The sequence below is a fragment of the Mesorhizobium sp. NPDC059025 genome (genome assembly GCF_042739655.1).
Taxonomy (GTDB): Bacteria; Pseudomonadota; Alphaproteobacteria; order Rhizobiales; family Rhizobiaceae; genus Mesorhizobium.
In genome coordinates, this window is sequence record NZ_JBHYIM010000007.1 from 265,721 (window position 1) to 287,902 (window position 22,182).

15 protein-coding genes are annotated in these 22,182 nt (G+C 59.6%); 8 read left to right on the forward strand and 7 right to left on the reverse strand.

All coding sequences use genetic code 11. The annotated features are described in order from the left end of the window. The first annotated feature begins 61 nt into the window (after positions 1 to 61). On the forward strand, positions 62 to 6,058 hold the full coding sequence (locus ACFWYE_RS18905; RefSeq protein WP_379113446.1) for an AAA family ATPase: 5,997 nt from the start codon (positions 62 to 64) through the stop codon (positions 6,056 to 6,058). Positions 6,059 to 6,551: 493 nt separating this feature from the next. Here the strand turns inward: ACFWYE_RS18905 and ACFWYE_RS18910 are convergent, their stop codons facing one another. Together ACFWYE_RS18910 and ACFWYE_RS18915 are read right to left on the reverse strand one after the other, a co-directional pair. Beyond that, complete coding sequence (locus ACFWYE_RS18910; RefSeq protein WP_379113448.1) at positions 6,552 to 7,445, reverse strand: NAD(P)/FAD-dependent oxidoreductase; 894 nt, start codon at positions 7,443 to 7,445, stop codon at positions 6,552 to 6,554. A gap of 226 nt (positions 7,446 to 7,671) precedes the next feature. Beyond that, positions 7,672 to 8,274 (reverse strand): TetR/AcrR family transcriptional regulator, encoded by a 603-nt coding sequence (locus tag ACFWYE_RS18915; protein WP_379113607.1) that lies wholly within the window; start codon positions 8,272 to 8,274, stop codon positions 7,672 to 7,674. Positions 8,275 to 8,353: 79 nt separating this feature from the next. Between ACFWYE_RS18915 and ACFWYE_RS18920 the strand changes: the two genes are divergently transcribed. Both ACFWYE_RS18920 and ACFWYE_RS18925 read left to right on the forward strand, forming a co-directional pair. Beyond that, the gene (locus ACFWYE_RS18920) at positions 8,354 to 9,469 is read left to right on the forward strand and encodes an efflux RND transporter periplasmic adaptor subunit (RefSeq protein WP_379113450.1); all 1,116 of its coding nucleotides are present in this window, start codon (positions 8,354 to 8,356) and stop codon (positions 9,467 to 9,469) included. After that, positions 9,469 to 12,579, forward strand: coding sequence for an efflux RND transporter permease subunit (locus ACFWYE_RS18925; RefSeq protein ID WP_379113452.1), 3,111 nt, complete (start codon positions 9,469 to 9,471; stop codon positions 12,577 to 12,579). Before ACFWYE_RS18920 ends, ACFWYE_RS18925 begins: the two co-directional genes overlap by 1 nt. A gap of 300 nt (positions 12,580 to 12,879) precedes the next feature. On the opposite strand, the gene ACFWYE_RS18930 is transcribed toward ACFWYE_RS18925, so the two are convergent. The 3 genes from ACFWYE_RS18930 to ACFWYE_RS18940 all read right to left on the reverse strand — a co-directional run bounded on the left by ACFWYE_RS18930 (position 12,880) and on the right by ACFWYE_RS18940 (position 13,955). Beyond that, complete coding sequence (locus ACFWYE_RS18930) at positions 12,880 to 13,218, reverse strand: hypothetical protein (protein ID WP_379113454.1); 339 nt, start codon at positions 13,216 to 13,218, stop codon at positions 12,880 to 12,882. Between the two features lie 62 nt (positions 13,219 to 13,280). Continuing rightward, positions 13,281 to 13,472, reverse strand: a complete 192-nt coding sequence (locus ACFWYE_RS18935) for a CsbD family protein (protein WP_379113456.1) — start codon at positions 13,470 to 13,472, stop codon at positions 13,281 to 13,283. A 201-nt stretch (positions 13,473 to 13,673) separates the two neighbouring features. Continuing rightward, a complete protein-coding gene (locus tag ACFWYE_RS18940) occupies positions 13,674 to 13,955 on the reverse strand; it encodes a DUF982 domain-containing protein (RefSeq protein ID WP_379113458.1) in 282 nt (93 codons plus the stop codon). Between the two features lie 509 nt (positions 13,956 to 14,464). Here ACFWYE_RS18940 and htpG point away from each other — a divergent pair. Beyond that, positions 14,465 to 16,357 carry a molecular chaperone HtpG gene (htpG, locus tag ACFWYE_RS18945; protein WP_379113460.1) on the forward strand — a complete coding sequence of 631 codons (1,893 nt, stop codon included), beginning with the start codon at positions 14,465 to 14,467 and terminating at the stop codon, positions 16,355 to 16,357. A gap of 364 nt (positions 16,358 to 16,721) precedes the next feature. Here htpG and ACFWYE_RS18950 read toward each other — a convergent pair whose 3' ends face one another. Beyond that, positions 16,722 to 17,000 (reverse strand): usg protein, encoded by a 279-nt coding sequence (locus ACFWYE_RS18950; RefSeq protein WP_379113462.1) that lies wholly within the window; start codon positions 16,998 to 17,000, stop codon positions 16,722 to 16,724. Positions 17,001 to 17,328: 328 nt separating this feature from the next. On the opposite strand from ACFWYE_RS18950, the gene groES reads away from it, so the two are divergent. The 3 genes from groES to ACFWYE_RS18965 all read left to right on the forward strand — a co-directional run bounded on the left by groES (position 17,329) and on the right by ACFWYE_RS18965 (position 19,624). Further along, positions 17,329 to 17,643, forward strand: coding sequence for a co-chaperone GroES (gene groES, locus ACFWYE_RS18955; RefSeq protein ID WP_379113463.1), 315 nt, complete (start codon positions 17,329 to 17,331; stop codon positions 17,641 to 17,643). Positions 17,644 to 17,691: 48 nt separating this feature from the next. Continuing rightward, positions 17,692 to 19,320 (forward strand): chaperonin GroEL, encoded by a 1,629-nt coding sequence (gene groL / locus ACFWYE_RS18960; RefSeq protein WP_379113464.1) that lies wholly within the window; start codon positions 17,692 to 17,694, stop codon positions 19,318 to 19,320. Positions 19,321 to 19,384: 64 nt separating this feature from the next. Continuing rightward, positions 19,385 to 19,624 carry a hypothetical protein gene (locus ACFWYE_RS18965; RefSeq protein ID WP_379113466.1) on the forward strand — a complete coding sequence of 80 codons (240 nt, stop codon included), beginning with the start codon at positions 19,385 to 19,387 and terminating at the stop codon, positions 19,622 to 19,624. A 497-nt stretch (positions 19,625 to 20,121) separates the two neighbouring features. Here ACFWYE_RS18965 and ACFWYE_RS18970 read toward each other — a convergent pair whose 3' ends face one another. After that, positions 20,122 to 21,270, reverse strand: coding sequence for a patatin-like phospholipase family protein (locus tag ACFWYE_RS18970; protein WP_379113468.1), 1,149 nt, complete (start codon positions 21,268 to 21,270; stop codon positions 20,122 to 20,124). 414 nt (positions 21,271 to 21,684) lie between these two features. On the opposite strand from ACFWYE_RS18970, the gene ACFWYE_RS18975 reads away from it, so the two are divergent. Beyond that, complete coding sequence (locus ACFWYE_RS18975) at positions 21,685 to 22,110, forward strand: hypothetical protein (RefSeq protein ID WP_379113470.1); 426 nt, start codon at positions 21,685 to 21,687, stop codon at positions 22,108 to 22,110. Positions 22,111 to 22,182 lie beyond the last annotated feature (72 nt).

Here is a 22,182-nt window from a genome sequence, read left to right on the forward strand (position 1 = left end):
ATATTCTTGGTTTGTTCCCGGCCTCGCTTTATCTTACAGTGGTAGCATCAGGCAGGACTCCGTGACGACATTCCATTCAGCAAGGAAAGCATCCGCATCCGGTGAAGTCGCTGCCATCGGCGGGTACTGGAAGCAATACGAGTATTCGGCGTGCCGCCTTTACAGGCTCATGCAGGATGGCGAGCTCGAAGGTATCACCATTGCCGAGCCATCGGCCGGCATTTTTGATGATTTGCTCGTGCATGCTGGGCAACAGGTACATGCAACGCAGGTCAAGACCACTCAGGACGCGGGTTACGTTACCCTTGCAACCGTCCTGACGGCGGACCGGCTCATTCGCACCATGGCGGATGCCTGGATTGGGCTGGAGCAAAAGTTCGGCGTTGGAAAGGTCCGTCTCAAGTATATCTTCGCGGGTTTCTTCAGCACCAACGACACCTCGTTGGTGAACCGCGGAGCAACTGGCGCGAGACACAGCGCTGAATTTGCGCGGTTCATCTCGAAACATGACGGCGGCACTGATGCCATTGCCGCTTCGATATGGAGTGCGAAGCTTGGGGAGCTTCAGGTCCTTTCCGGTTTGGACGAGCAGCAATTCCCAAAGTTCTTAGCCAGCCTTGAACTGTGCGATGGAGCCGAGCTCGCGCGCAACAAGGTCGAGAATTTTCAGCCCGAGGATCGCGGGAGAATCGAGGCGATCAGGAATCTCTTTCCGGCTCTTGTTGCCACGGCTGCCTCGAAGCGCACTTGGTCGGAAACCGAGTTGGTTGAGAAGCTCGGCTGGCGGAACAGGCTGAGCCAGTTCAACGTTCACGAGTTTCCCGTCCCACCCGACTTCCAGGAGAACACCGCTACTGAGGCGAGGCTGCTTGAAGCGCTGACGAGGGCGTCGAGCGGTTATATAACTCTGTGCGGGCCGCCGGGAACCGGAAAATCGACGCTTCTCCAGCGGAGCATGTATTCGACGGCCAATTACAGCGTATCGCGATACCTCGCGTTCCATCCGGACCAGCGGCACGGCCTTGGCCGCGCCGAGGCCGGAGAATTTCTCAACGACATGATTGCGGAGCTCAAGAGTCAGGGCTTTTACGGGTCACGGTTCGCCCAAGACGACCTGAGTAACTTGCGGTCTGAGCTCAGGAGGCAGCTTGACCAGGCCAGTCGCCGTTTTCAGGAAACGGGACGAAAGACCGTCATTGTCGTTGACGGGCTGGATCATGTGCCGCGCGAGGAGAATCCGGATTTCTCGTTTCTCAAGGAGCTTCCCGCCGCCAACGCGGTCCCGAGCGGCGTGCTGTTTGTGCTCGGGACGCAGCGGCTGGATCTCGCTGATCTGCATCCGACAATCATCCAGCAAGCAAGCGAATCAGAGCGTCGCGTCATCATCGACCCCTTGTCCAGAAACGCAATTTTCCAGATGGCCAATGCGGCCGGGGTGCCTGACTTCGTAGAGCGAGAGAGCCTGTTCGACGCATGCCAAGGGCATCCGCTGACCGCCCGCTATTTTATTGAAGCCTTGAAGGTCGCGTCCTCGTCGGAAGCGGCGGATACAATTCTCTCGCACGCCAACGGGCTTGGCCGCTCGCTGGAGCAGATTTACGAGCGCGTATGGGCAAAGCTTGAAACGGCCGACGCGACAAGGTCTGCACTCGGCACTCTGGCGCGAGCAGAAGGCGACTTGTCGCCAGAGCAATTGGCGCATGCTTCCTCCGATGGCGCCGTCGAAGATGTGCTTCAAAAGGCCGGCTTCTTGCTCGCGTGGCGCAACAATGACCGGCTTGCGATTTTCCACAACAGCTTCCGGCTTTTCGTCGCCGCGGCGACAGGGAAACGGTTCGGAAAGCCCGATCCGGATGCCGAAAAGAGGTTCAACAAGCTTTTGGCAGAGATCGCCACGGCCGCCCCCCCGGAAGACTCACAACATTGGATGGAATTGCGCTACCGGGCGCGCGCGGGTGATGATGCCGCTGTGCTGCGGATCGGAACAGCGGACTATTTTCGTCGATCCTTGGCCGCCTTCAGGCCGTCCAGCGAGATCAACAATGACCTTCGCCTCACTTACGCTGCAGTGAAGCCCACTCGCCACCGCGTTACGCTGCTCAACAAGCTCCTGATCTCAAAGGAAATCGAATACCGGCTCGAAGCCGTGAGCGACCTCGATCTTGTTGGTCTTTTTCTCGACCTTGGCGATGTAGACCTTGCGATCAAGCATGCGCTGGAAACCGGAAGCGCGGGCGATGGTTGGCTGCGGCTGGCCGGCCATCTGTGGGACGCAGGGGAGTACGAATCGGCGAGACAGGTATTCGAAGCAAACGAGCCCCTTGAGGTGCTCTTTGGCGGACGCCTTGACCGCCAAGTGGATGTCAGTGAGGCGCAGGGTTGGATCGGGATAGCGCACAGGTTCCGGCCGATCGACAAGCTTGCTGCCCTGATCGATTCCATGTCGATCAAGCTGCGGCATTTCAGCGATGACGACGGTGTCGCAGATCGGAACAACCTCAAATTCCGGCTTGCACTCGGTGTCGTCACCGACCATCCGGATACGAACATCGAGACTCTCCAGAACGATCTGTCGCTAAGCCCATCCGACGCGGCGTGCCTGATGGTGCAATCGGCGGCAGAGGCCGGCGATGGCGATGGTATGGCGCTCGAACGCCTCCGCAATGCGGCATCCATGCCCGAGACGGCCACGCTCCACCCATCATGGAAAAGAGAAGCGGCATTCATTGCCCATGAGATCAGCGCGCCTGATCTGGCGACCCGGTTCACCGAGAAGCTTACCATCCCTCGCCTTGACGACGACCAGATGGGGTATGGTGGTGACAGCGTCGAGGTTAGGTGCCGAGAGATTTATGAGACCGTTGTTCTTGGTGGTCTCGCAGGGGTGAACCTTCCCGAGGCGCCGCTTGGTCCACGCGGCGAACGAAGCGAACTCCTGGCTAATGCCCACAAGAAAGTTCGCGAACTTGGCGAGCTGCGCGCGAAAGCGAAAGTTGAAAACGCCGGCCAGGTGGTCGCCGCGCTCAAAAGGATCATTTTGTTTTTCGCCACCGCCCGGCCCGACGGCGGCGATTTTCAGGGATACCGCTTTTTCCAAACGCTTGGCTGGCTCCCCTATCCAGTACTGCGGATTGCGCGTCAACTTGACCGCGAGGCGCTAAAGGAAGTCGTTGGGTTCATCGACCAAACGACAGGGGAAGGCAATAGTCTTTCCGGGTCGCTGCCATTCCAGCTGAAATTTGCGTCGCTTGTTTTCGAGCTGGATGGCGATATCGACGGCGCAAGAAGGCGCATCGAACGTGTTCAAGCCCACGCGTCGGAAGGCCGAACCCCTCAGGAAGTCGTCGCATCGAAGGCCGACATCGCGCGTGCGTTCAACAGCGTGGGCCTGAAGACGGAAGCGCACGCGGTCCTGCGCGCGCTGCACGACGAAACATTTGGCTATTGGCTTCGAGCGAAGAAGGAGCCGCAATACACATTCTGGGCGTGGTCGTTCGTCAATGCTTGCAGAACATCTCCCGCCCGGGCACAGACCAATGCACTGGAGTTCGCCCAGTTTATCCTCGGCATGGACAAAACCGAGGGAGACCAGACCGCGATGCGGCTCATTCCAGACTTACTGCTCGGCGCCGGAGCGGTGCCAAACGCAACAGCAGGTATTGCATCACGCCTGATTGAAAGCGATCTGACCTCATGGGCGAGCCTCGCCGATTCAGTTCTGGCGTCGATCGCGACGCATGAAGCAGGTCTGGCGGCGTCTGCATTGGACGCGTTTGGCCGACTGGTCGTTCCGTTCTTTCACGATAAGCTGGATCGATGCATTCCAGCCTGCTTGAAAGCGCTGAGCCCCGCTGACCGCGAAGAACCTGTGGAACGGCTCGTTGCCGCTGTCGAGCGGTGGTGTCCGCCTTCGCAGCGCGCCGCGTTGCTGGAGCAGGTCATAGAATGCGCTCCGGAAACCAGCGCCCAGATTGCGTCGGCTCTTGCCCGCGCCAACGAGGCCGCTCAAAGCCTTTCAAAAGTCGAGCGCGGCGAAGGTGGCCGATCGTCGAATGGCGGAGTGTCGCTCGATATCGACGTGTCAAATCTCGCCGAGCTTCTGGCGCACGGGAACGGCCACTCCGATCACGGCGATGGGGTGGACTATTCATACGGCCGCGCCGCGGACCGCCTAGCCAGCACCGCCTCCAAACAAGAGATTGCGAGTTTTTTCACAGCGCGTCCGCATCTGGAGCGCGATGCCAAAGTTATGGTTGCGTTTGCCAAAAGGTTCCTCGAATTTGGGGATCGCGCAGGCGCGCTCGGTTTCTTTGACAAGGCGGAGAAGGCTGCCCATACGGGACATTGGTCCTCCTTCCTCGGTGGCCAAAAGCGGGACGTGCAGAGCCTCCGGATCGACCTTGAAGGTGATCCTGGGCGTGAGAAGGGATTTGATGTTCTGCTGGCCGAGCTTGCGACAGGCCAAACCTTCGGCCCCACGCTTTTTCTCAACCTCGATGAAGTCCTGGAACAAGTCACCATCGATCTGCCTTATGAGGCGTTTTGGATCGAGACCGAGGAGCATCTAAAGCAGTACCGTGAGTACCGGCTCGCGGCACCTGTTGAGCCGCTGACAGGGATAGGCAGTCACGCGGATCTCCTGGCGTTCATTGTCGCGAAGGCGTTCAGCTTCTCCTGCCCCGAAATGCTACATCATGCGCGCGCGGCCGCGGCTCTGATCGCACGCCGCGAAGGAAGGGAAGGCTTCTTTCGGAAGCTGATCGAGTTGCTACGCCAGCAGACCGAAGGACATAGGGAGGCGGCTGCGTTGATGTATCAACTTAGAACCGCTTCTCACTTGCAAGGGGCGCTGGTCGCAGAAGCCAGGGACGCGGCTGCAAATGACGACTTCGTGGTCTCGAGTTTGGCCACGCGTGTTCTTTCGCATCTCGATGAGCCGATGGAAGATTCCGCGCCCGTGCCGCTGCCGGCCTTTTATCGGTTGGTCACCTCGGATTCCGACCAGGCACTCGATTTTGAACCACCCCCGGGACTCGGTTCCACCCAGAGGCAGATTTGGTCCGACGATCCGTGGACCTGGACAGCGTTCTTGCCGGTTCCCTTCCAGATGTTGGCCGATCGCTGCGATATCTCGTTGGATTTGTTGCGGCGGCGCTGCGCGGATTTCATGCGGAGAGAAGGAGGGCGATCCGCGTTCGGTCCGGAAGCGGAAGCAGCTATCGTTGCCCAGTTGCGGCGGATGAGTCTGCAATTCAGCTACCGCCGCCCGCTGCCGATGGCGGCGATCCGTGGCTTTGGAAGGGTTCTGCAGGAACTGGCGCTCGCCAAGGCGGTGGATCCGAGGGTTTTCCCGATGGTCTGGGAGAAGATCGGTGGCCCCTCATTGTCAGGATTTCAGATCGAACCGGAGTCCCGTCCCGAGTGGGCTTTGAGGCCGGTTTTTCCGCGCAAAGAATACGGCGGTTTCAAGCACGACGATTGGCTCGAAACCACTGAAGATTCGCTTTACTCGGTTCTGGCCCCAGGTCACTTCGTGCTGGCTGAGGAATGCTTCTTCAGGGCAAGGATTTGGCGTGAGAGCGCCGAATGCACAAGGCTGGTCTTACCCGCCCCGCTCAATTTGGAGGAAGGCTTAGAAGGCCTTCCGCGCCTCATTTCGTTGGATGATCGTCGGCCTCTCTACGATCAGACGGAGAGCAAGCTTGTTTGCTATGTTCGGGGTAACCTTTTCGGCGATTTGGACGAAGCGACAATGACCATTTGTCCATATGTCGCTCGGTCTTTGGGTTGGTCGCGGTCAAACACAACCCCGTTCGAGCTACTTGATTCAAGCGGCGCGGTCGTCGCCCGGACGGTTCTATGGGTCGATGGAACTAACACGGCAGATTGCCGTGATTCCGAATTGTACGGCCGTGGTCAAGCCGTGCTTCTAACGGCGAACGGACGATCACAAGTCGAAGCGAGCTTTGGTTTGGTCTCGTGTGGGGTCAGCGTAACGCGTCGGATAGTCCATGAAAGTAAAGAAGCGAAAGATCGCACAGTTTTCGCTTCCCGGTGACGCGCAAAGGCTGAAGATCGTTCGCATAGGATGAGCTTGCAAGACCGAACGTTGCAAATACCTTCGTAAAGAAATGCTCCACCGCCCTAAGGCGGTGGCTTCAGGTGCGGCTTGAAGCCGGATTCGCCCACCGTTCGGCGAACAGACGTTTACTCGGTCCCAATCGCATGCTGCAACACTGGCAGGTAAATGTCGGCTCATACATTGGTTTCCGGAACTCGACTGGTAAGAATGCCCCAAGCCGAACGTCGGCCTTCTCGACTTATGACCAACGTCAGCTTGTGGTGCAACCACGATCGCAGGGGGAGCGGTCTGCAATGTCCGCTTCCGGGAGATGTTAGGGATAGTGCGAACGGCCGAAAAGACAGCGCATAGCCGCCGCTCCCTCAAATGGGCGGCGCCGCTCGCAGCGCTCCCAGATAGACCAGGGGCGGTGGAAGCGCACACCGGCGCTGTCCGGTTCGACTGCTATGCTCATCTCCAATCTGTGCTCTCAAACCAGCATCGACTGCTGGGCGAAGATACCTGCCATCGCGCCTTGCCATGATGCCGTTGTAACCGAGGGCAATTGGGGGTTTGTGAGGTCGCCGGCGGCGTAGATGCCGGGTACGGTGGTTTCGCGGCGCTCGTCGACCTTGAGGACGATGCCGAGCGGCGTCTCGACCGTGGCGAGACCCAGTAACTCATGCAGGCTTGCGGACGGCTTGTTGCGCGGATGCGCGAACAGGATGTCGACCGCGACATCGGGGCCTGAATCGAGCTTGACGATGGCATTATGGTCCCCATGACGGGCGATTTCAGTGATCCGACCGTCAACGAGAGGTGTGTTGCGACGCTCCAGATCGGTCCGGATATCGGGCGGAATATCGTAACCATTGGCGAAGACGGTCAACCTGTCGGTCCAATCGTGGAACAACCTGACCTGATTCATCGACTGCGGGCCGGACCAGACGAGGCCCCAATGCTGGCCGGCGACTTCAAAGCCATCGCAATAGGGGCAAGGCACGATGGCCGTGCCCCAACTTTCGGCAAAGCCCGGAACAGCAGGCATCTGGTCGACAATGCCATAACTCAGGATCAGGCGGCGCGCGCCAAGGGTTTCGCCCTCGGCAGTGAGGACGGAGAAATCGTCGATGGCGCCGGAGATGCTGTCGGCCCGCGCATTAACCAGCTTGATCGCGGGATACCGCGCCAACTGCTGCCGCGCCTCGGCCAGGATGTCCAGCGGTGGCTTGTGATCGTGGCCGAGCATGCCATGTGAGTGGCCGGCGAAGCGGTTGCGCGGCAGGCCGGTATCGAGAACGGTGACCTTGCGGCGGGCACGACCGAGCTGCAGGGCACCGGCGAGGCCGGCAAAGCTGCCGCCGATGATGATGACGTCATCCATGGTGATGAGCTCCGTGTTGTGGATGGAAGGGTTGAGTTGGGTCTGGCGCGAAATATCGTCCCGCGAAACGCGCTCGAGCGGCGCAGCGAAAACGGGAACCGTCAGGCCGCCGAGGCCAACGACCAGTATGGCGATGCTTGCGTCCGAGCCTCATGCTAATTCCCCTCTTGCGGTGGAGAAATTCCGTCTCGACCGGGCCGTGGAACTCGGGTGAAGAAACCCATCGTCATTGCCGCTGCTCTTCTTGGGCTGTACCGGCAGACAACTCCCTCACGCTCTTGGCAGCCGCCTCCAAGAATTGCTTCGACAACTGCTCGTCGTTGACGGCGCGCGAGAGGACCATCGCGCCGACCATTGTCGAAAGAATCGCCATGGCCTTGCCACCGCGCTCCTTGCCCTCCGCTTCGCCAACCCCAGAGCCGAGCATCTCGAGGTATTCCCTGATCCCGGCTTCGAATGACGCCTTTACGTCGGCGCTCTGTCTGGCTGCATCCGAACCGAGTGCCGCGACCGGGCAGCCGTCCATCCGCTCTTCGCGATGTTCCGTGCTGAGGTAGAGCGCGATTGCCGCGCCAAGGGGATCGTCGGGATTTTCCGCGGCCGCGGCTGAAAAGCGGCTGAAGGCGCGCTCCATCGCTCGCCTGGATGCCTGCGCGGCCAGGTCGTCCTTTGATGCGAACTGCTTGTAGAAGGCGCCCTGGGTCAGGCCGGCGCCCTTCATCAGATCCTTGAGGCCGATACCATCAAAGCCGTGCTCCCTGAAGAGGCGGCTCGCCACGTTGATCACGGCTTCCCGGTTCTCCGCTGCCTGAATGCGACTTACCCGCATCGCCACCTCCTTTTTAGATTGCATTCGAAATCTATACCAACTATAGAGTACGAACGCAATCTATTTTTGAAGCGAGCCGATGGACAAGAAAAAGAGGAATCTACTGGTGCTGGCCGGTGTCTTGATCGCAGGGTCAGGAGCCGCCGCTTTCGTCACATTTGCCATTCCTGCGCAGGAAGCCGCCGCTGTCAGCGACCCGAGGCAGGACCCGCCGATCGTCAGGCTGGTGACGGCAACTCCGGTGACGGGGTCCGAGCGCTCCTTCACTGGCATCGTCGGGGCGAAGGTCGAGAGCAATCTCGGTTTTCGCGTCCCCGGCAAGATCGTGGAACGCCTCGTGGATGTCGGTCAGCAGGTCAAGGCCGGCCAGCCGCTGATGCGGATCGACGACACCGACCTTCGCCTCGCGCTCACAGGGAAGCGCAACGCCGTGGCCGCAGCGCGCGCAATAGTCGTCCAGGCGGAACCGGATGAACGGCGATACGCCAAGTTGCTCAAGAATGGATGGGTTCCCCGTCAGCGCTACGAGGCGGCAAAGGCCGCGCTGGATACAGCCCAGGCGCAACTCGCCGCCGCCGAGGCCGAAGCACGGGTCGCCGAGAATGAGGCGACCTACGCGGTGCTCGTGGCGGATGCGGATGGAACGGTGCTCGAAACGCTTGGCGAGCCGGGACAGGTCGTCTCCGCCGGTCAGCCGGTGGTCCGCATCGCGCGGGCCGGTCCTCGTGAGGCGGTGGTCGCGCTTCCCGAAACGATCCGGCCAGCGATCGGCTCGGTGGCCGAGGCCAGTGTGTACGGGAGCAATGGGCATCGCTATAAGGCACATCTCCGGCAACTATCGGACTCCGCCGATGGCCAGACGCGCACCTATGAGGCCCGCTATGTGCTTGACGGACAAGCTGCGGCAGCGCCGCTTGGCGCGACGGTAACCATTCGGCTGGCAAGTCAGGCGAGTCAGCTGGAAATCCAGGTGCCGCTCGGAGCCGTGCTCGATGATGGCGAGAGGACCGGTGTTTGGGTTTTCGAAAGCACTACGTCGACCGTTCACTTCCGGCCGGTTAAGCTCGTCCGCATGAGCAGCGAAGCCGCTGTGATTTCCGGACTGAACTCCGCCGATCCGATCGTGTCGCTTGGCGCGCATCTCCTGCAGGAGGGCGCGCGCGTCAGGTCTGCGTCTGAAAGCGGGAACAAGTGATGAACTTCAATCTCTCTGCTATCGCCGTTCGCGAACGCGCCATCACCCTGTTCTTCATCCTCCTGCTGGTGGCTGCCGGCGCTTACGCCTTCGTCAACCTCGGGCGGGCGGAGGACCCGAGCTTCACCATCAAGAACCTGACGGTAACGGCGGCATGGCCGGGCGCGACGGCGCGCGAGATGCAGGATCTCGTCGCCGAGCCGCTGGAGAAGCGGCTCCAGGAACTGGCCTGGTACGACCGGGTCGATACGACGACACGGCCGGGTTTCGCGCTCATGACGCTTACGCTGAAGGACAGCACGCCGCCATCGGAGGTGCAGGAGGAGTTCTACCAGGCCCGTAAGAAGCTCGGGGACGAAGCCCGAAACCTGCCGTCTGGCGTCTACGGCCCCTTCGTCAATGACGAATATTCCGATGTCAGCTTCGCCCTTTATGCACTCAAGGCCAATGGGATGCCGATGCGTGAACTGGCAAGGCAGGCCGAGGTAATCCGTCAGGATCTCCTGCATGTGCCCGGCGTCAAAAAGATTAACATTCTCGGTGAGCGTCCCGAACAGATATTCGTCGAGTTCTCCTACGCTAAATTGGCCACCCTTGGCGTGTCGGCCCAGGATATCGTCGCCGCCTTGCAACGACAGAACAGCGTCGCGCCTGCGGGCTCGATCGATACCAAGGGACCACAGGTCTTCATCAGGCTCAACGGCGCCTATGACAGCGTCCAGGCGATCGCCGACACGCCGATTGTTGGTGGAGGGCGCACACTGAAGCTTTCCGACGTTGCCGACGTCCGCCGCGGCTACGAGGACCCTCCCACTTATCTCATCCGCCATCAGGGCGAACCCACCATCATGCTCGCGGCGGTCATGCAGGAAGGCTGGAACGGCTTGGCGCTCGGCAAGGCGCTAGAGGAGAGGACGACGGCTATCGCAGGGGCGCTGCCGCTCGGCATGACGCTCGACAAGGTGACCGACCAAGCCGTCAACATCACGCATGCGGTCGACGAATTCATGCTGAAGTTCGCGATGGCGCTTGGCGTGGTGCTTCTGGTGAGCCTCGTCAGCCTCGGCTGGCGCGTCGGTATCGTGGTTGCGGCCGCCGTTCCGCTGACGCTGGCCGCTGTCTTCCTCATCATGCTGGAGACCGGCCGGTTCTTCGACCGCATCACGCTCGGCGCCCTCATTCTGGCGCTCGGCCTTCTCGTCGACGACGCCATTATCGCCATCGAGGTGATGGTGGTGAAAATGGAAGAGGGCATGGATCGCATCAAGGCGGCGGCCTATGCCTGGAGCCACACCGCGGCGCCGATGCTGTCGGGTACGCTCGTGACGGTCGCCGGTTTCCTGCCGGTGGGGTTCGCGCACTCGACGGCCGGCGAATATGCCGGCAACATCTTCTGGGTCGTCGGCTTTGCCCTCATCGTCTCCTGGATCGTCGCGGTGGTCTTCACGCCTTATCTCGGCGTCAAGATGCTGCCCGATATCAAGCCGATCCCCGGTGGCACGCACGCGATCTACGACACGCCAAACTATCGGCGTCTGCGGCGGCTCATCACCTTTGCCGTGCGCCACAAATTCGTGACCAGTGGCATCGTGGGCATCGCCTTCGCGCTTTCCGTGATTGGCATCGGCACCCTCAAACAGCAGTTTTTCCCTACATCCGACCGCCCCGAAGTGCTGGTGGAGGTTCGCTTACCTGAAGGCACCAGCATTGAGACGACAACCGCGGCGGTCGAGAAGCTCGAGCACTGGCTTGATCATCAGCCGGAGACCGAGATCGTCACCAGCTATATCGGTCAGGGAGCGCCGAGATTCTACCTGGCGCTGTCGCCGGAGCTGCCTGATCCCGCTTTCGCAAAGATCGTCGTGCTGACACCGGACGCGGTGGCGCGCGATGCCCTGAAACACAGGCTCCGTAAGGCGGTGGCCCAGGGGCTCGCGCCCGAGGCCTTTGTGCGCGTCACGCAGTTCGTGTTCGGTCCCCCCTCGGTCTTCCCTGTCGAGTTCCGGATCATCGGACCCGATCCGGCGCAACTCTACAGCATCTCCGAAAAGGCTCTCGACATCATGCGAACCGTCCCCGACGTGCGGGAGGCAAACCGCGATTGGGGAAATCGCACGCCCGTGCTTCGCTTTGTCCCGGATCAGGATCGGCTGAACCTCATCGGCCTATCACCGGCGGAGGTGGGCCAGCAGCTCCAGTTCCTTCTCACCGGCATTCCTGTCACGCAGGTTCGTGAGGACATCCGCAACGTTCCCGTCGTGGCGCGCAGCGCCGGCGGGGAACGGCTGGATCCATCGCGTCTAGCAGACTTCTCGGTGATGAGCCGCGATGGCCGGCAGATTCCGCTCGACCAGATCGGGCATTCGGAAATCCGTCTGGAAGAGCCGATCATGAAGCGCCGCGATCGCATGTCTGTCATCACGGTCCGCTCGGACATCAATGAGGCCACGCAGCCTCCGGAGATCTCCAAGCAGGTCATGGAGGCCTTGCAGCCGCTGATCGCATCCCTTCCGGCCGGCTATCGCATCGAAATGGGCGGATCGATCGAGGAGGCTGAAAAGGCCAACACCGCCTTGGCCAAGGTCTTCCCGGTCATGATCGCCGCCATGCTGATTGTCATCATGCTGCAGGTGCGGTCGTTTCCGACGATGTTCATGGTGGTGCTGACGGCACCGCTCGGCCTCGTCGGTGTGGTACCCATGCTGCTTGCCTTCAACCAGCCCTTTGGCTTCAACGCCATTCTGGGCCTCATAGGACTGGCTGGCATCCTGATGCGAAACACGCTGATCCTGACCGAGCAGATCAAGGAAAACCAGGCCGCCGGCCTTGACGACTATCATGCCGTCATCGAGGCCACGGTGCAGCGCGCCCGACCTGTGATCCTGACCGCGCTTGCAGCGGTGCTGGCCTTCATACCCCTCACGCACTCCATATTCTGGGGATCGATGGCCTATACGCTGATAGGCGGCACGGCGGTCGGCACGGTGCTGATCCTGCTCTTCCTCCCCGCGCTCTATACCGCGTGGTTCCGGATCAAGCCGACCGCGGATGAGATCCAAAAGGACGCGGTGGAGGAGACGGAATTGCGAATAGCGATGGCCGCCGAATAAGGCTCAGCCTTCGGAAAGGCGGGGCAAGTCGCGCGAAACGGGTTCCTGCCTAAGATCGGAACGTCTCGAAGGGAGCAACCTTAAACTCTACCCGTTGTCGAAATGTCCGCTTTCGGGCAGCGGCAAAGTTGAGCGTGACGGCGAGATGGACGGCGCAAAGCGGCCCTTCCCTCAGAGCTGCAACGAGGTGGAATTCGTAGACATCCGTGCCAGGACGCACGCGTGCACTTGGAACGAAAACGGGGACTTCGTACCGCCCCTCCCCGGCGATTCTCGAAACGCGCCGTACCGGAATTTGCTTTACTGTGCGGTGAAGAAGGTCAACAGCACCTTGCCCTTTTCGCCCAGAAGGCAGACGAAGCGATCAGGCGCTCCGGTTTTTCCACTTCGAGCAATATAGGCTTCGCCGAGGATGACGGTTTTGACCGGCACATCTTCAACCTTGGTGTCAGCCTTGCTGACCGCGACGCTCTCCATATCGACCACGAGGTCGGTGATGTCCTTGGACTTCTCTTGCAAGGCCAACAAGCCGGTCGATTTGCAGGCGGTGACGGCGGGCTCGTCGGGGATTTGAGCCTGAACGCTTCCCGCCAGCAGCGCGAAGACGACCGGTACCGCAGCCAGTATCTCGATCCGCATTTCGTTCTCCAAAGGAAAAGCCCGCGTCGCCGCGGGCTCGTTGATGGGTGCGTATTTTCCGATCAGGCCTTGTCGACGAGGTTCTTCACAGCGTCTTTAACCCGGCCCTTGGCGACCTGCGCCTGGCCCTTGGTTTCCTGGATTTTGCCCTTGGCCTGTTCTTCGTGGTTGCCCACGGCCTTGCCGATGGCCTGGCGCGCCTTCCCGGCAACCTCGTTGGCTTTGCCTTTGACCTTGTCCGATGTGCTTCCCATAGCCGGGCTCCTTGTTGAATTCAGCAAGAAAATCTGCTCGCAAACAATTGGTTCCACTTTTCCAAAGATGCCGGAGCGATGGATTTGCGGATGCTGGAGAAGCGCCGAGTGATCGCCCCTCCGACGCAAGCGACGGGAGCGAGTTGGCGGACCGGGGCTTGAGGGCGGGCTTCAATCGCGACCGCCCTCCGAGCCATTGTCTCAAAGATGCAGCGGTCGTTCAGACGTTACCGCCGCCATGTCTGCGTCCTCAAACAGAATGTCCTTCTTCCTAGCAAAGTGGACGACGATGCTTCGCGCGGTTTCAGCATCGATGTCGCCTGCCAGAGCGGCCTTGCAGGCACGGATGGCTGCCTTCTGTTCCGGGCTGTTGCCGCACCAGTCGGTGACAAACTGATAAGCGTCGACCACGGTGTTGAGTTGGCGCGGAAACCCAAGTCCGACCCAGACACGGACAGGTTTTTCGAAAGGCTGAGAAAGCATGGTTTTCTCTCCCTCACGAAGAACAGAGCACAACCGCTCGGCATGCGCCGGACGCCCGGGACATCGCGACAGCGCCCGACTGACCAGAATAGGGGAATCCGGCAAGCGCTTCGCCCGTGGCATCTCGCGAAAGCATATGAGTATCGAACATTTTATCGGTCATCGAAATCTCCCATGTTTCGACGGTTCAACGGGTTGAATGACGGTCATCGCCCGCAATCGGCGATGTCCCGCCAAAAATATGTGAAGACCGATTTTCGGCGTCAAGATCGAGACGACATTCCACGGTTGAAGAGCTGCTGGCTTTCACGGAAGCCCGGCTCGGTCCGTGCCGACAAGGACTGATCGAAAGCAGCGCTATGCAGAGCCAAGATGACAGGGTTCGCAAATACTATGAGCCTCGTTGCCACAACCGGGCTGGGTTTCTGCGGTCAACACTTGAAAGCGCGTCCGCATTTCGCCATCTCATCCGCCGTCAATCCTAGTCGTCCAACAGCAGGTAATGTTCAATGCCGACAGATGTGAAAGAAGCCGAGGCCCGATCTTTCGAAGCCGATGTATCGCGCCTTCTGCACATGATGGTGCATTCAGTTTATTCCGATCGCGACGTGTTCCTGCGCGAACTGATTTCCAACGCCGCCGATGCCTGCGAAAAGCTGCGGTACGAGGCGATCACCAAGCCAGAACTGCTTGGCGCCGATCCGAAGCCTTCTATCACCATTGTAGCCGATCCGGACCAGAAACGCCTGACCGTCGAAGACAACGGCATTGGCATGAGTGGCGACGAACTGGTCGAGGCGCTCGGCACGATCGCACGCTCCGGCACCCGCGCCTTCATGGAGCGCGTCGAAGCTGCAAAGTCTGGAGAAGGTACCGAACTGATCGGCCAATTCGGTGTGGGCTTCTATTCAGTTTTCATGGTTGCCGATAAGGTTGACGTCATTACGCGCAAGGCAGGCGCCGACGAGGCCTGGCGCTGGTCCTCCGACGGCAAGGGCTCCTACCAGATCGCGTCGGCCCCAGCTGACGACGCGCCGAGGCGCGGCACCCGTGTCGTGCTGCATCTGATGGAAGGTGCCACCAGCTATATGCAACCCTATCAACTGGAAAGGTTGATCAAGGAACAGTCCGGCCATGTCCCGGTTCCGGTGGCGCTAATCGAAAAACCCGGGGGCGAGCGACGAGAGGTCGCTGACGGCACGGCGTTGTGGGTGAAGCCGAAGAGCGACATCAAGGCTGAAGAGTATACCGACTTCTATCGCGGCGTTTCCGGACTATATGACGAACCGGCGGCAACCGTTCATTTCAAGGCCGAGGGACGCCACGAATACAACACGCTCGCCTTCATCCCTGGTTCGCGTCCTTTCGACCTGTTCGACCAGCATCGCAGCGGCCACATGAAGCTCTATGTGCGGCGCGTCTTCATCACCGACAATGCGGATCTGGTACCACGCTATCTGCGCTTCGTCCGCGGTCTTGTCGATTCCGCGGATCTACCCCTCAACCTTTCGCGCGAGATGATACAGGACAGCCCGCTTCTGGCAGCAGTCCGCAAAGGCGTGACCAGCCGCATTCTCGGCGACCTGGCAAAAATCTCGGAGGATGACGGCGCTCGCTACCACAAAATCTGGGACAACTTCGGCGTTGTCCTCAAGGAGGGCCTCTACGAGGACTGGGAGCGTCGCGAGCAGTTGCTGAAACTGGCGCGTTTCCATTCAACGGCATCAGGAGACAGCTGGCGCAGCCTCGCCGATTATGTCGCTGCAATGAAGGACGGCCAGCAGGCAATCTACTTCATGACCGGCGACGATAAGGCCCGGCTCGAAGCCTCCCCGCAGCTCGAGGGGTTCAAAGCGCGTGGCGTCGAAGTTCTTCTGCTGACGGACCCTGTCGACAGCTTCTGGGTGACAATGGCGCCCGAATTCGATGGCAAGCCGTTCAAGTCGGTGACGCAAGGCGGCGCCGACCTCTCCGAGATCGCGCTTCCTGACGACGCCACAAAAACCGAGACCGAAGCATCGCCCGAGATCGCGACCTTCATCGCTTTCGTAAAATCGACCCTTGGCGGGGAGGTGTCCGATGTGAAGGCGTCCGACCGTCTTACCGAAAGCGCTGTCTGTCTCGTGGCCCCCGAGGGTGGGCCCGACCGCCAGATCGAGCGGCTGCTCAGCGCGGCAGGCCGTCTCGACAAGGCTGCAACGCCGATCCTGGAAATCAACCCCCGTCATGACCGCATTCTTGCCCTTGCGAGACTGGGCGATGGAGACCTTTCGTTCCGTCAAGATGTGGTCCATCTTCTGTATGACGAAGCTCGCGTCCTCGACGGGGATAAGCCGGCCGACGCAAAGGCCTTCTCACAGCGGATGTCGAGGCTGATCGCGCGAAGCGTGCCCTCGAACTGAGTATTGGACGCGCGCCGGACTGCGTCTCCAATCTTGATATGTGAAAGCGGGCAGTCGGACAGTACGTCTGCTCGCTGGGCTAGGCGGCAACCAATCGGGATACCTGCGACTGTGCGCCCGGCGTCTTCGGCCAGATCGCGAAATCCACTCCTGGAACGCCTTCTCGCCGTGGCCGGTCGCATGCAGCCGCATTGACAGACGGCCGATGGTGCTTGTCGGGCGCTGGATAGACAGCGCAGCGCCAGCGATGGGCACAAAGCATTTCACAAGGCCGCAAGGCTCGGGTTTGGCTGCATTGAAAGCGCGTTCACTCCGCAACTGCACTCGGCACAGGCAATTGACGGGCTGCTGCTTGAAATGACCTTTAATGGATTGCGATAACCCCGTCGATAGCGCGCCATTCCGACGGGCGGATCAGCCGTTGGTGAGCAATGCGCACCGAATGAAGCGGACCTTCCAGTTCACGTTCCCAATAGCCGAGGAACTGTTTCAGTTCAGGGAAATGCGGCGCGAGATCGTATTCCTGCCAGACATAGAGTTGCAGCAGACTGGGATGATCGGGCAAGCGGTAATGGATTTCGGCCGTGGTCAGGCCGTATCCTTCCATCTGCCGACGGAACTGCTTGCTCACAGTGGCAACCATATTTCGTCCTCCTTGTTTCGAACCCATCCAGAGCGACCTACTACCGACCGCCCGGACCTTGCCAAGGTCTGAATATTTTTGACTCGAGCCGGCACGAATTCAAGATCACATAGTCGTATAACAGCGAATTTTGTTCTTCCTTTTCAGCGCTCTAGTGATCTGGCACGGGCTTGCAAAAAATTTTTGCCCCACCTCTTGAAACTCCAAAACCGCAAAATTAGCTCCATCTGCGCGTGATGCTTTTTTGGGTTGCGCGCCCCCCGCTCCGGTCCGTCCGGTCCGGAGTGGAGGAACCTCTCACAATCTGTTTGTCCTGAAGGAGAACGATATGACGTTCCGTCCATTGCATGACCGTGTCCTGGTCCGCCGCGTCGAAGCCGAGGAAAAGACGGCTGGCGGCATCATCATTCCCGATACCGCAAAGGAGAAGCCTCAGCAGGGCGAAGTCGTCGCCGTGGGCTCCGGTGCGCGCGACGAAAGCGGGAGGCTTGTGGAACTCGACCTCAAGGTCGGTGACCGCATCCTGTTCGGCAAATGGTCCGGCACGGAAATCAAGCTCAACGGCGAAGATCTGCTCATCATGAAGGAAAGCGACGTGATGGGCGTGATCGAGGCGACCGCGGCGCTGAAGAAAGCCGCGTGAGCACAGCCCGACCAAGTCAAGAAAACTGCCTATTGAAGGAGTGATCCCATGGCTGCCAAGGAAGTCAAATTCAATTCCGACGCGCGCGAGCGCATGCTGCGCGGTGTCGATATCCTCGCCAATGCCGTCAAGGTGACCCTCGGTCCGAAAGGCCGAAATGTCGTCATCGACAAGTCGTTCGGGGCTCCGCGCATCACCAAGGATGGCGTTACCGTCGCCAAGGAAATCGAGCTCGAGGACAAATTCGAGAACATGGGCGCACAGATGGTGCGCGAAGTCGCCTCGAAAACCAACGACCTGGCCGGTGACGGCACCACCACCGCCACCGTACTTGCGCAGGCCATCGTCCGGGAAGGCGCCAAAGCCGTCGCTTCGGGCATGAATCCGATGGACTTGAAGCGCGGCATCGACAAGGCCGTTGAAGCCGTCGTCTCGGAGCTCAAGGCCAACGCCCGCAAGATCACCAGGAATGACGAGATTGCCCAGGTTGGTACGATCTCGGCCAATGGCGACGCCGAAATCGGCCGCTACCTGGCCGAAGCGATGGAAAAGGTTGGCAACGAAGGTGTCATCACGGTCGAAGAAGCCAAGACCGCCGAGACGGAGCTGGAAGTGGTCGAAGGCATGCAGTTCGACCGCGGCTATCTCAGCCCCTACTTCGTCACCAACCAGGACAAGATGCGGGTCGAACTGGAAGAGCCCTATGTGCTGATCCATGAAAAGAAGCTCGCCAATCTGCAGGCACTGCTGCCGGTTCTCGAAGCGGTGGTGCAATCGGGCAAACCATTGCTCATCATCGCCGAGGACGTGGAAGGCGAGGCCCTGGCAACGCTGGTCGTCAACAAGTTGCGGGGTGGCCTCAAGGTCGCGGCGGTGAAGGCGCCTGGCTTCGGCGACCGCCGCAAGGCCATGCTGGAAGACATCGCCATCCTCACCGGCGGTACCGCGATCAGCGAAGACCTAGGCATCAAGCTCGAGACCGTCACCCTGCAGATGCTGGGCCGCGCCAAGAAGGTCGTGATCGAGAAGGAGAACACCACAATCGTCGACGGCGCCGGCAGGAAGGAGGAAATCCAGGGCCGCGTTATCCAGATCAAGGCGCAGATCGAGGAGACTACTTCCGACTACGACCGTGAGAAGCTGCAGGAGCGGCTTGCCAAGCTGGCTGGCGGCGTTGCGGTGATCCGTGTCGGCGGGGCCACCGAAGTGGAGGTAAAAGAGAAGAAGGATCGCGTTGACGACGCCCTTCACGCAACCCGTGCTGCGGTTGAGGAAGGGGTGCTGCCAGGAGGCGGCGTCGCCCTGCTGAGGTCTGTACAATCCCTCGGCACGCTGACAGCCGACAATGCCGACCAGAAATACGGCATCGACATCGTTCGTCGCGCTATCGAGGCTCCTGTCCGTCAGATCGCAGAGAATGCCGGCGCCGAAGGTTCGATCATCGTCGGCAAGCTGCGCGAAAAGACGGATTTCGCCTATGGCTGGAACGCCCAAACCGGTGAATATGGCGACCTCTACAGTCAGGGCGTCATAGACCCGGCCAAAGTGGTGCGGACCGCGCTGCAAGATGCAGCCTCCGTCGCCGGCCTGCTGGTAACCACCGAGGCTATGGTTGCGGAAAAGCCTAAGAAAGAAGCGTCCCCGACCCTGCCCGCCGGCGCCGGGATGGACTTCTAAGCCATTGGCAAATGCCTGCCTCCGCCAGTGCGGGGGCAGGCAGGTCTAAGATGAGGTGATCTTCATGAATGCTATGAATGGTTCGCCATTGGTTTCGGCACCGACCCACGAAACAAGTGAATTCCTCGATTATGAACTGGAGTGCCGTGCTGTTCTGAAGCCGCTGCTTGCCAACTTGCTGGACAAGGCGGAGGCTGCGGGATGGGTTCGCCGCACCGCGGCGTCGACGTTGATGTATCTGGCCGCACAACATGTTTCGGAAGCCTCGAAACGAATGCAGGCAGACAAATCCCAAAACAAATAGACAAGGCGGTTAGCGCGAGCCTTTGCTGCTTTTTGATCAGACCCGCTCGGTTGGCCGGGCGGGTTTCTCGTTTCGAACTTGCTCTAGGTTAAAGTTGGCTTCCGATCATTAGTAACCCGGAAGATCTACCGCCCCCCTGGTTTCGGGCGGTTGTCTTGCTGATGGTACTTGCGCCGCCCTCCGCGATGTCAGCTTTCAGGTACGTGCCGACGAGACCGCTACGACCTAAATGAGGGCGCCAAGCAGCCGTTCCTACAACCTCGTCATCAGACGACGCTAGCTTGGCGGGTGATCGTCCTCGACACGGACGTCGGCACAGTCGACTCAGGTTAATGGCCGGCCAGAATAGCGGGCGTGTCACCGTCTTCGGCCCCCCTACCACTGACGGTTGCTCAGCCAAACGTACCGGCCAGGGCACGGAGTGAACGAGGTCGACGTTCACCGAAAGACATAAAAGTGCTACTGCCCAGAAGATCGGTCCCCGCTCGCATTGAATCTCAGCTTGGTTCCGCGCCGTTTGGCAGCAGGCTAAATGTTGATGAGAAATGCAGCTCATCGACCATTCTTGCCGCAGCCGTTGCGCCGATCAGATTAAGCTCATGGCGATTCTGAGCGAGGCTCATGTCGCGCAATCTTTTTGCGTGGCCGGCCAGGTCACCCAAACCAAGCTCGAGTAACGCTTCCTCTTCAATTGGCACATTGTAACGCAAGTAAGTTAGCGCTGATTGACCACCCAAAAGGTCATCACCCAGGCTCCCTATTTCGTTGTCAATTGCGGTCGCCGTTGGACTGGTGGCGAGATATTGCAGGAGCAGTTGATTGAGCCACGAAGCATCATCCATCAACATGCCCGGTACGCTTGACGCCCAATTCCACAAGCGTGCTTTCATGACCTGTTCAAAGCTGGATGCTTCCTTCCAGTAACCGGTTCCCACCGACACCAAAAGCAGCTTCTCCTCCCCTGTGGGCCAGTGAAAAGGAAAGCCCCTGAGTGTGGCAATGAGAAACAGAAGCAGTGCCGGATTGTTGTGCAGACTCACACCACCATCGACAAACGCACCGCTGATACCCCCACCTATGTCAAGTTGCTCGGGATCAAAATAGGTCGGTGCGGCGGTGCTGGCGCGAACCGCCCTGCGCAGAAGGATTTGGCTGTTTCTCGCGTAATATTTGCCGTTCGGATGATTTAGCAATGGCCAGGTGCTGTTGGTGTCTGCGCGTTTCGTGACAACGCAAAGTCCGGTGCGGATCGAACTGTCGCCTAAAGTTCGGTCTCCAAAATATTCTTTCAGCTTACGGCGGAGTGGCTCAGCATTGTAGCGGCCTCGCAGCAGGCCCAATCTCGGTAACCCCAGATCATCCTGTCGGTCGTTGAACACCTCACCACCGAAGTCGAGATAGATTTTCTCGACTTCGTGTGCGCTCATGCCGGTAGCCAGCGCGGCGGCGATAATCGCGCCCGTACTGGTTCCACCGATCAGGTCGAAATAGTCTGCCAGCACCAGATTTGGCTGATCGTGCGACGTTCGCAGGATCGCTTCGATCCGTTTAAGAAAGCCCAGCGTCAAGGCGCCACGAATTCCGCCTCCGTCAAGGGCGAGAATACGTTTTGGCCCAACAGCCTGCAGGCGTCGCAAAAGGCTCAAGAAAGACTCCCCCACAGTCGTTCCAGAGTGATGTAAGAAAATGATCTGTTTCGAGATCGACCATGATTTTGCTGGTCGCATCGGGAAAAATCAAGGCCGACTTATCCTGGCTCCCTATCAACGGAGGGAGTTTTTGGAGCATTCCAGTCGCTTGAACATAAGCCGTTTTGCGCGCGGCAAAACGGTTGCTAGATTTGCCATAGCCTGAACCAAGGGTATGTTATGCGCAATGCAGAGAAAGGGGTGAACCCCGTAATTGCTTTCGCGGGAAGACGCCCAGATAGCCCAGACACTTCAAAGATACGTTTCCCATTCGAAAACGTCCCAGCCGTAAGCCAATCGCTTACCGCCTTGCTGTCTCGGGAGCGTCCAGTTGCTGTTATTGCATCAGGCGCCTGCGGCGGGGACTTGCTCATGCTTCAAGCCGCCGATCTTCTGGGCATCAGAATACGTGTGGTTTTGCCTTTTGCTCCTGAAATTTTTCGCAACACCTCAGTTGTCGATAGGCCACTGCCTGAATTTTGGGGCGAGTTGTTCGATAAGATGATTGCAACAGCCAGCATGCGGGATGATCTCGTCGTCCTCCGCAGCTTTGGCGATAGAAAAGCTGCGTATAGGAATGCAAACCGCGCGCTCGTCGACGAAGCTCGCGCATTTGCCCACGGGAAAATCGGGCGACGATGCCTCGCTGTGATCGCCTGGGATGGTGTTGTTCGTGAACCGGCCGACACAACGTATGAATTCGCCGAACTCGCGGCCCAGTCAGGCTTCGACATCCAGAGCATTTCAACTCTCAACCCGGATGGTCCGCCCCCCGCACTGCCAGGCCGCCACGGATGACCCCCTATCGAAATTGTGCCAAGTGTCAACACCATAGGACAGCTCGGTGGTTTCTTGAAAAAGCTTACCGAC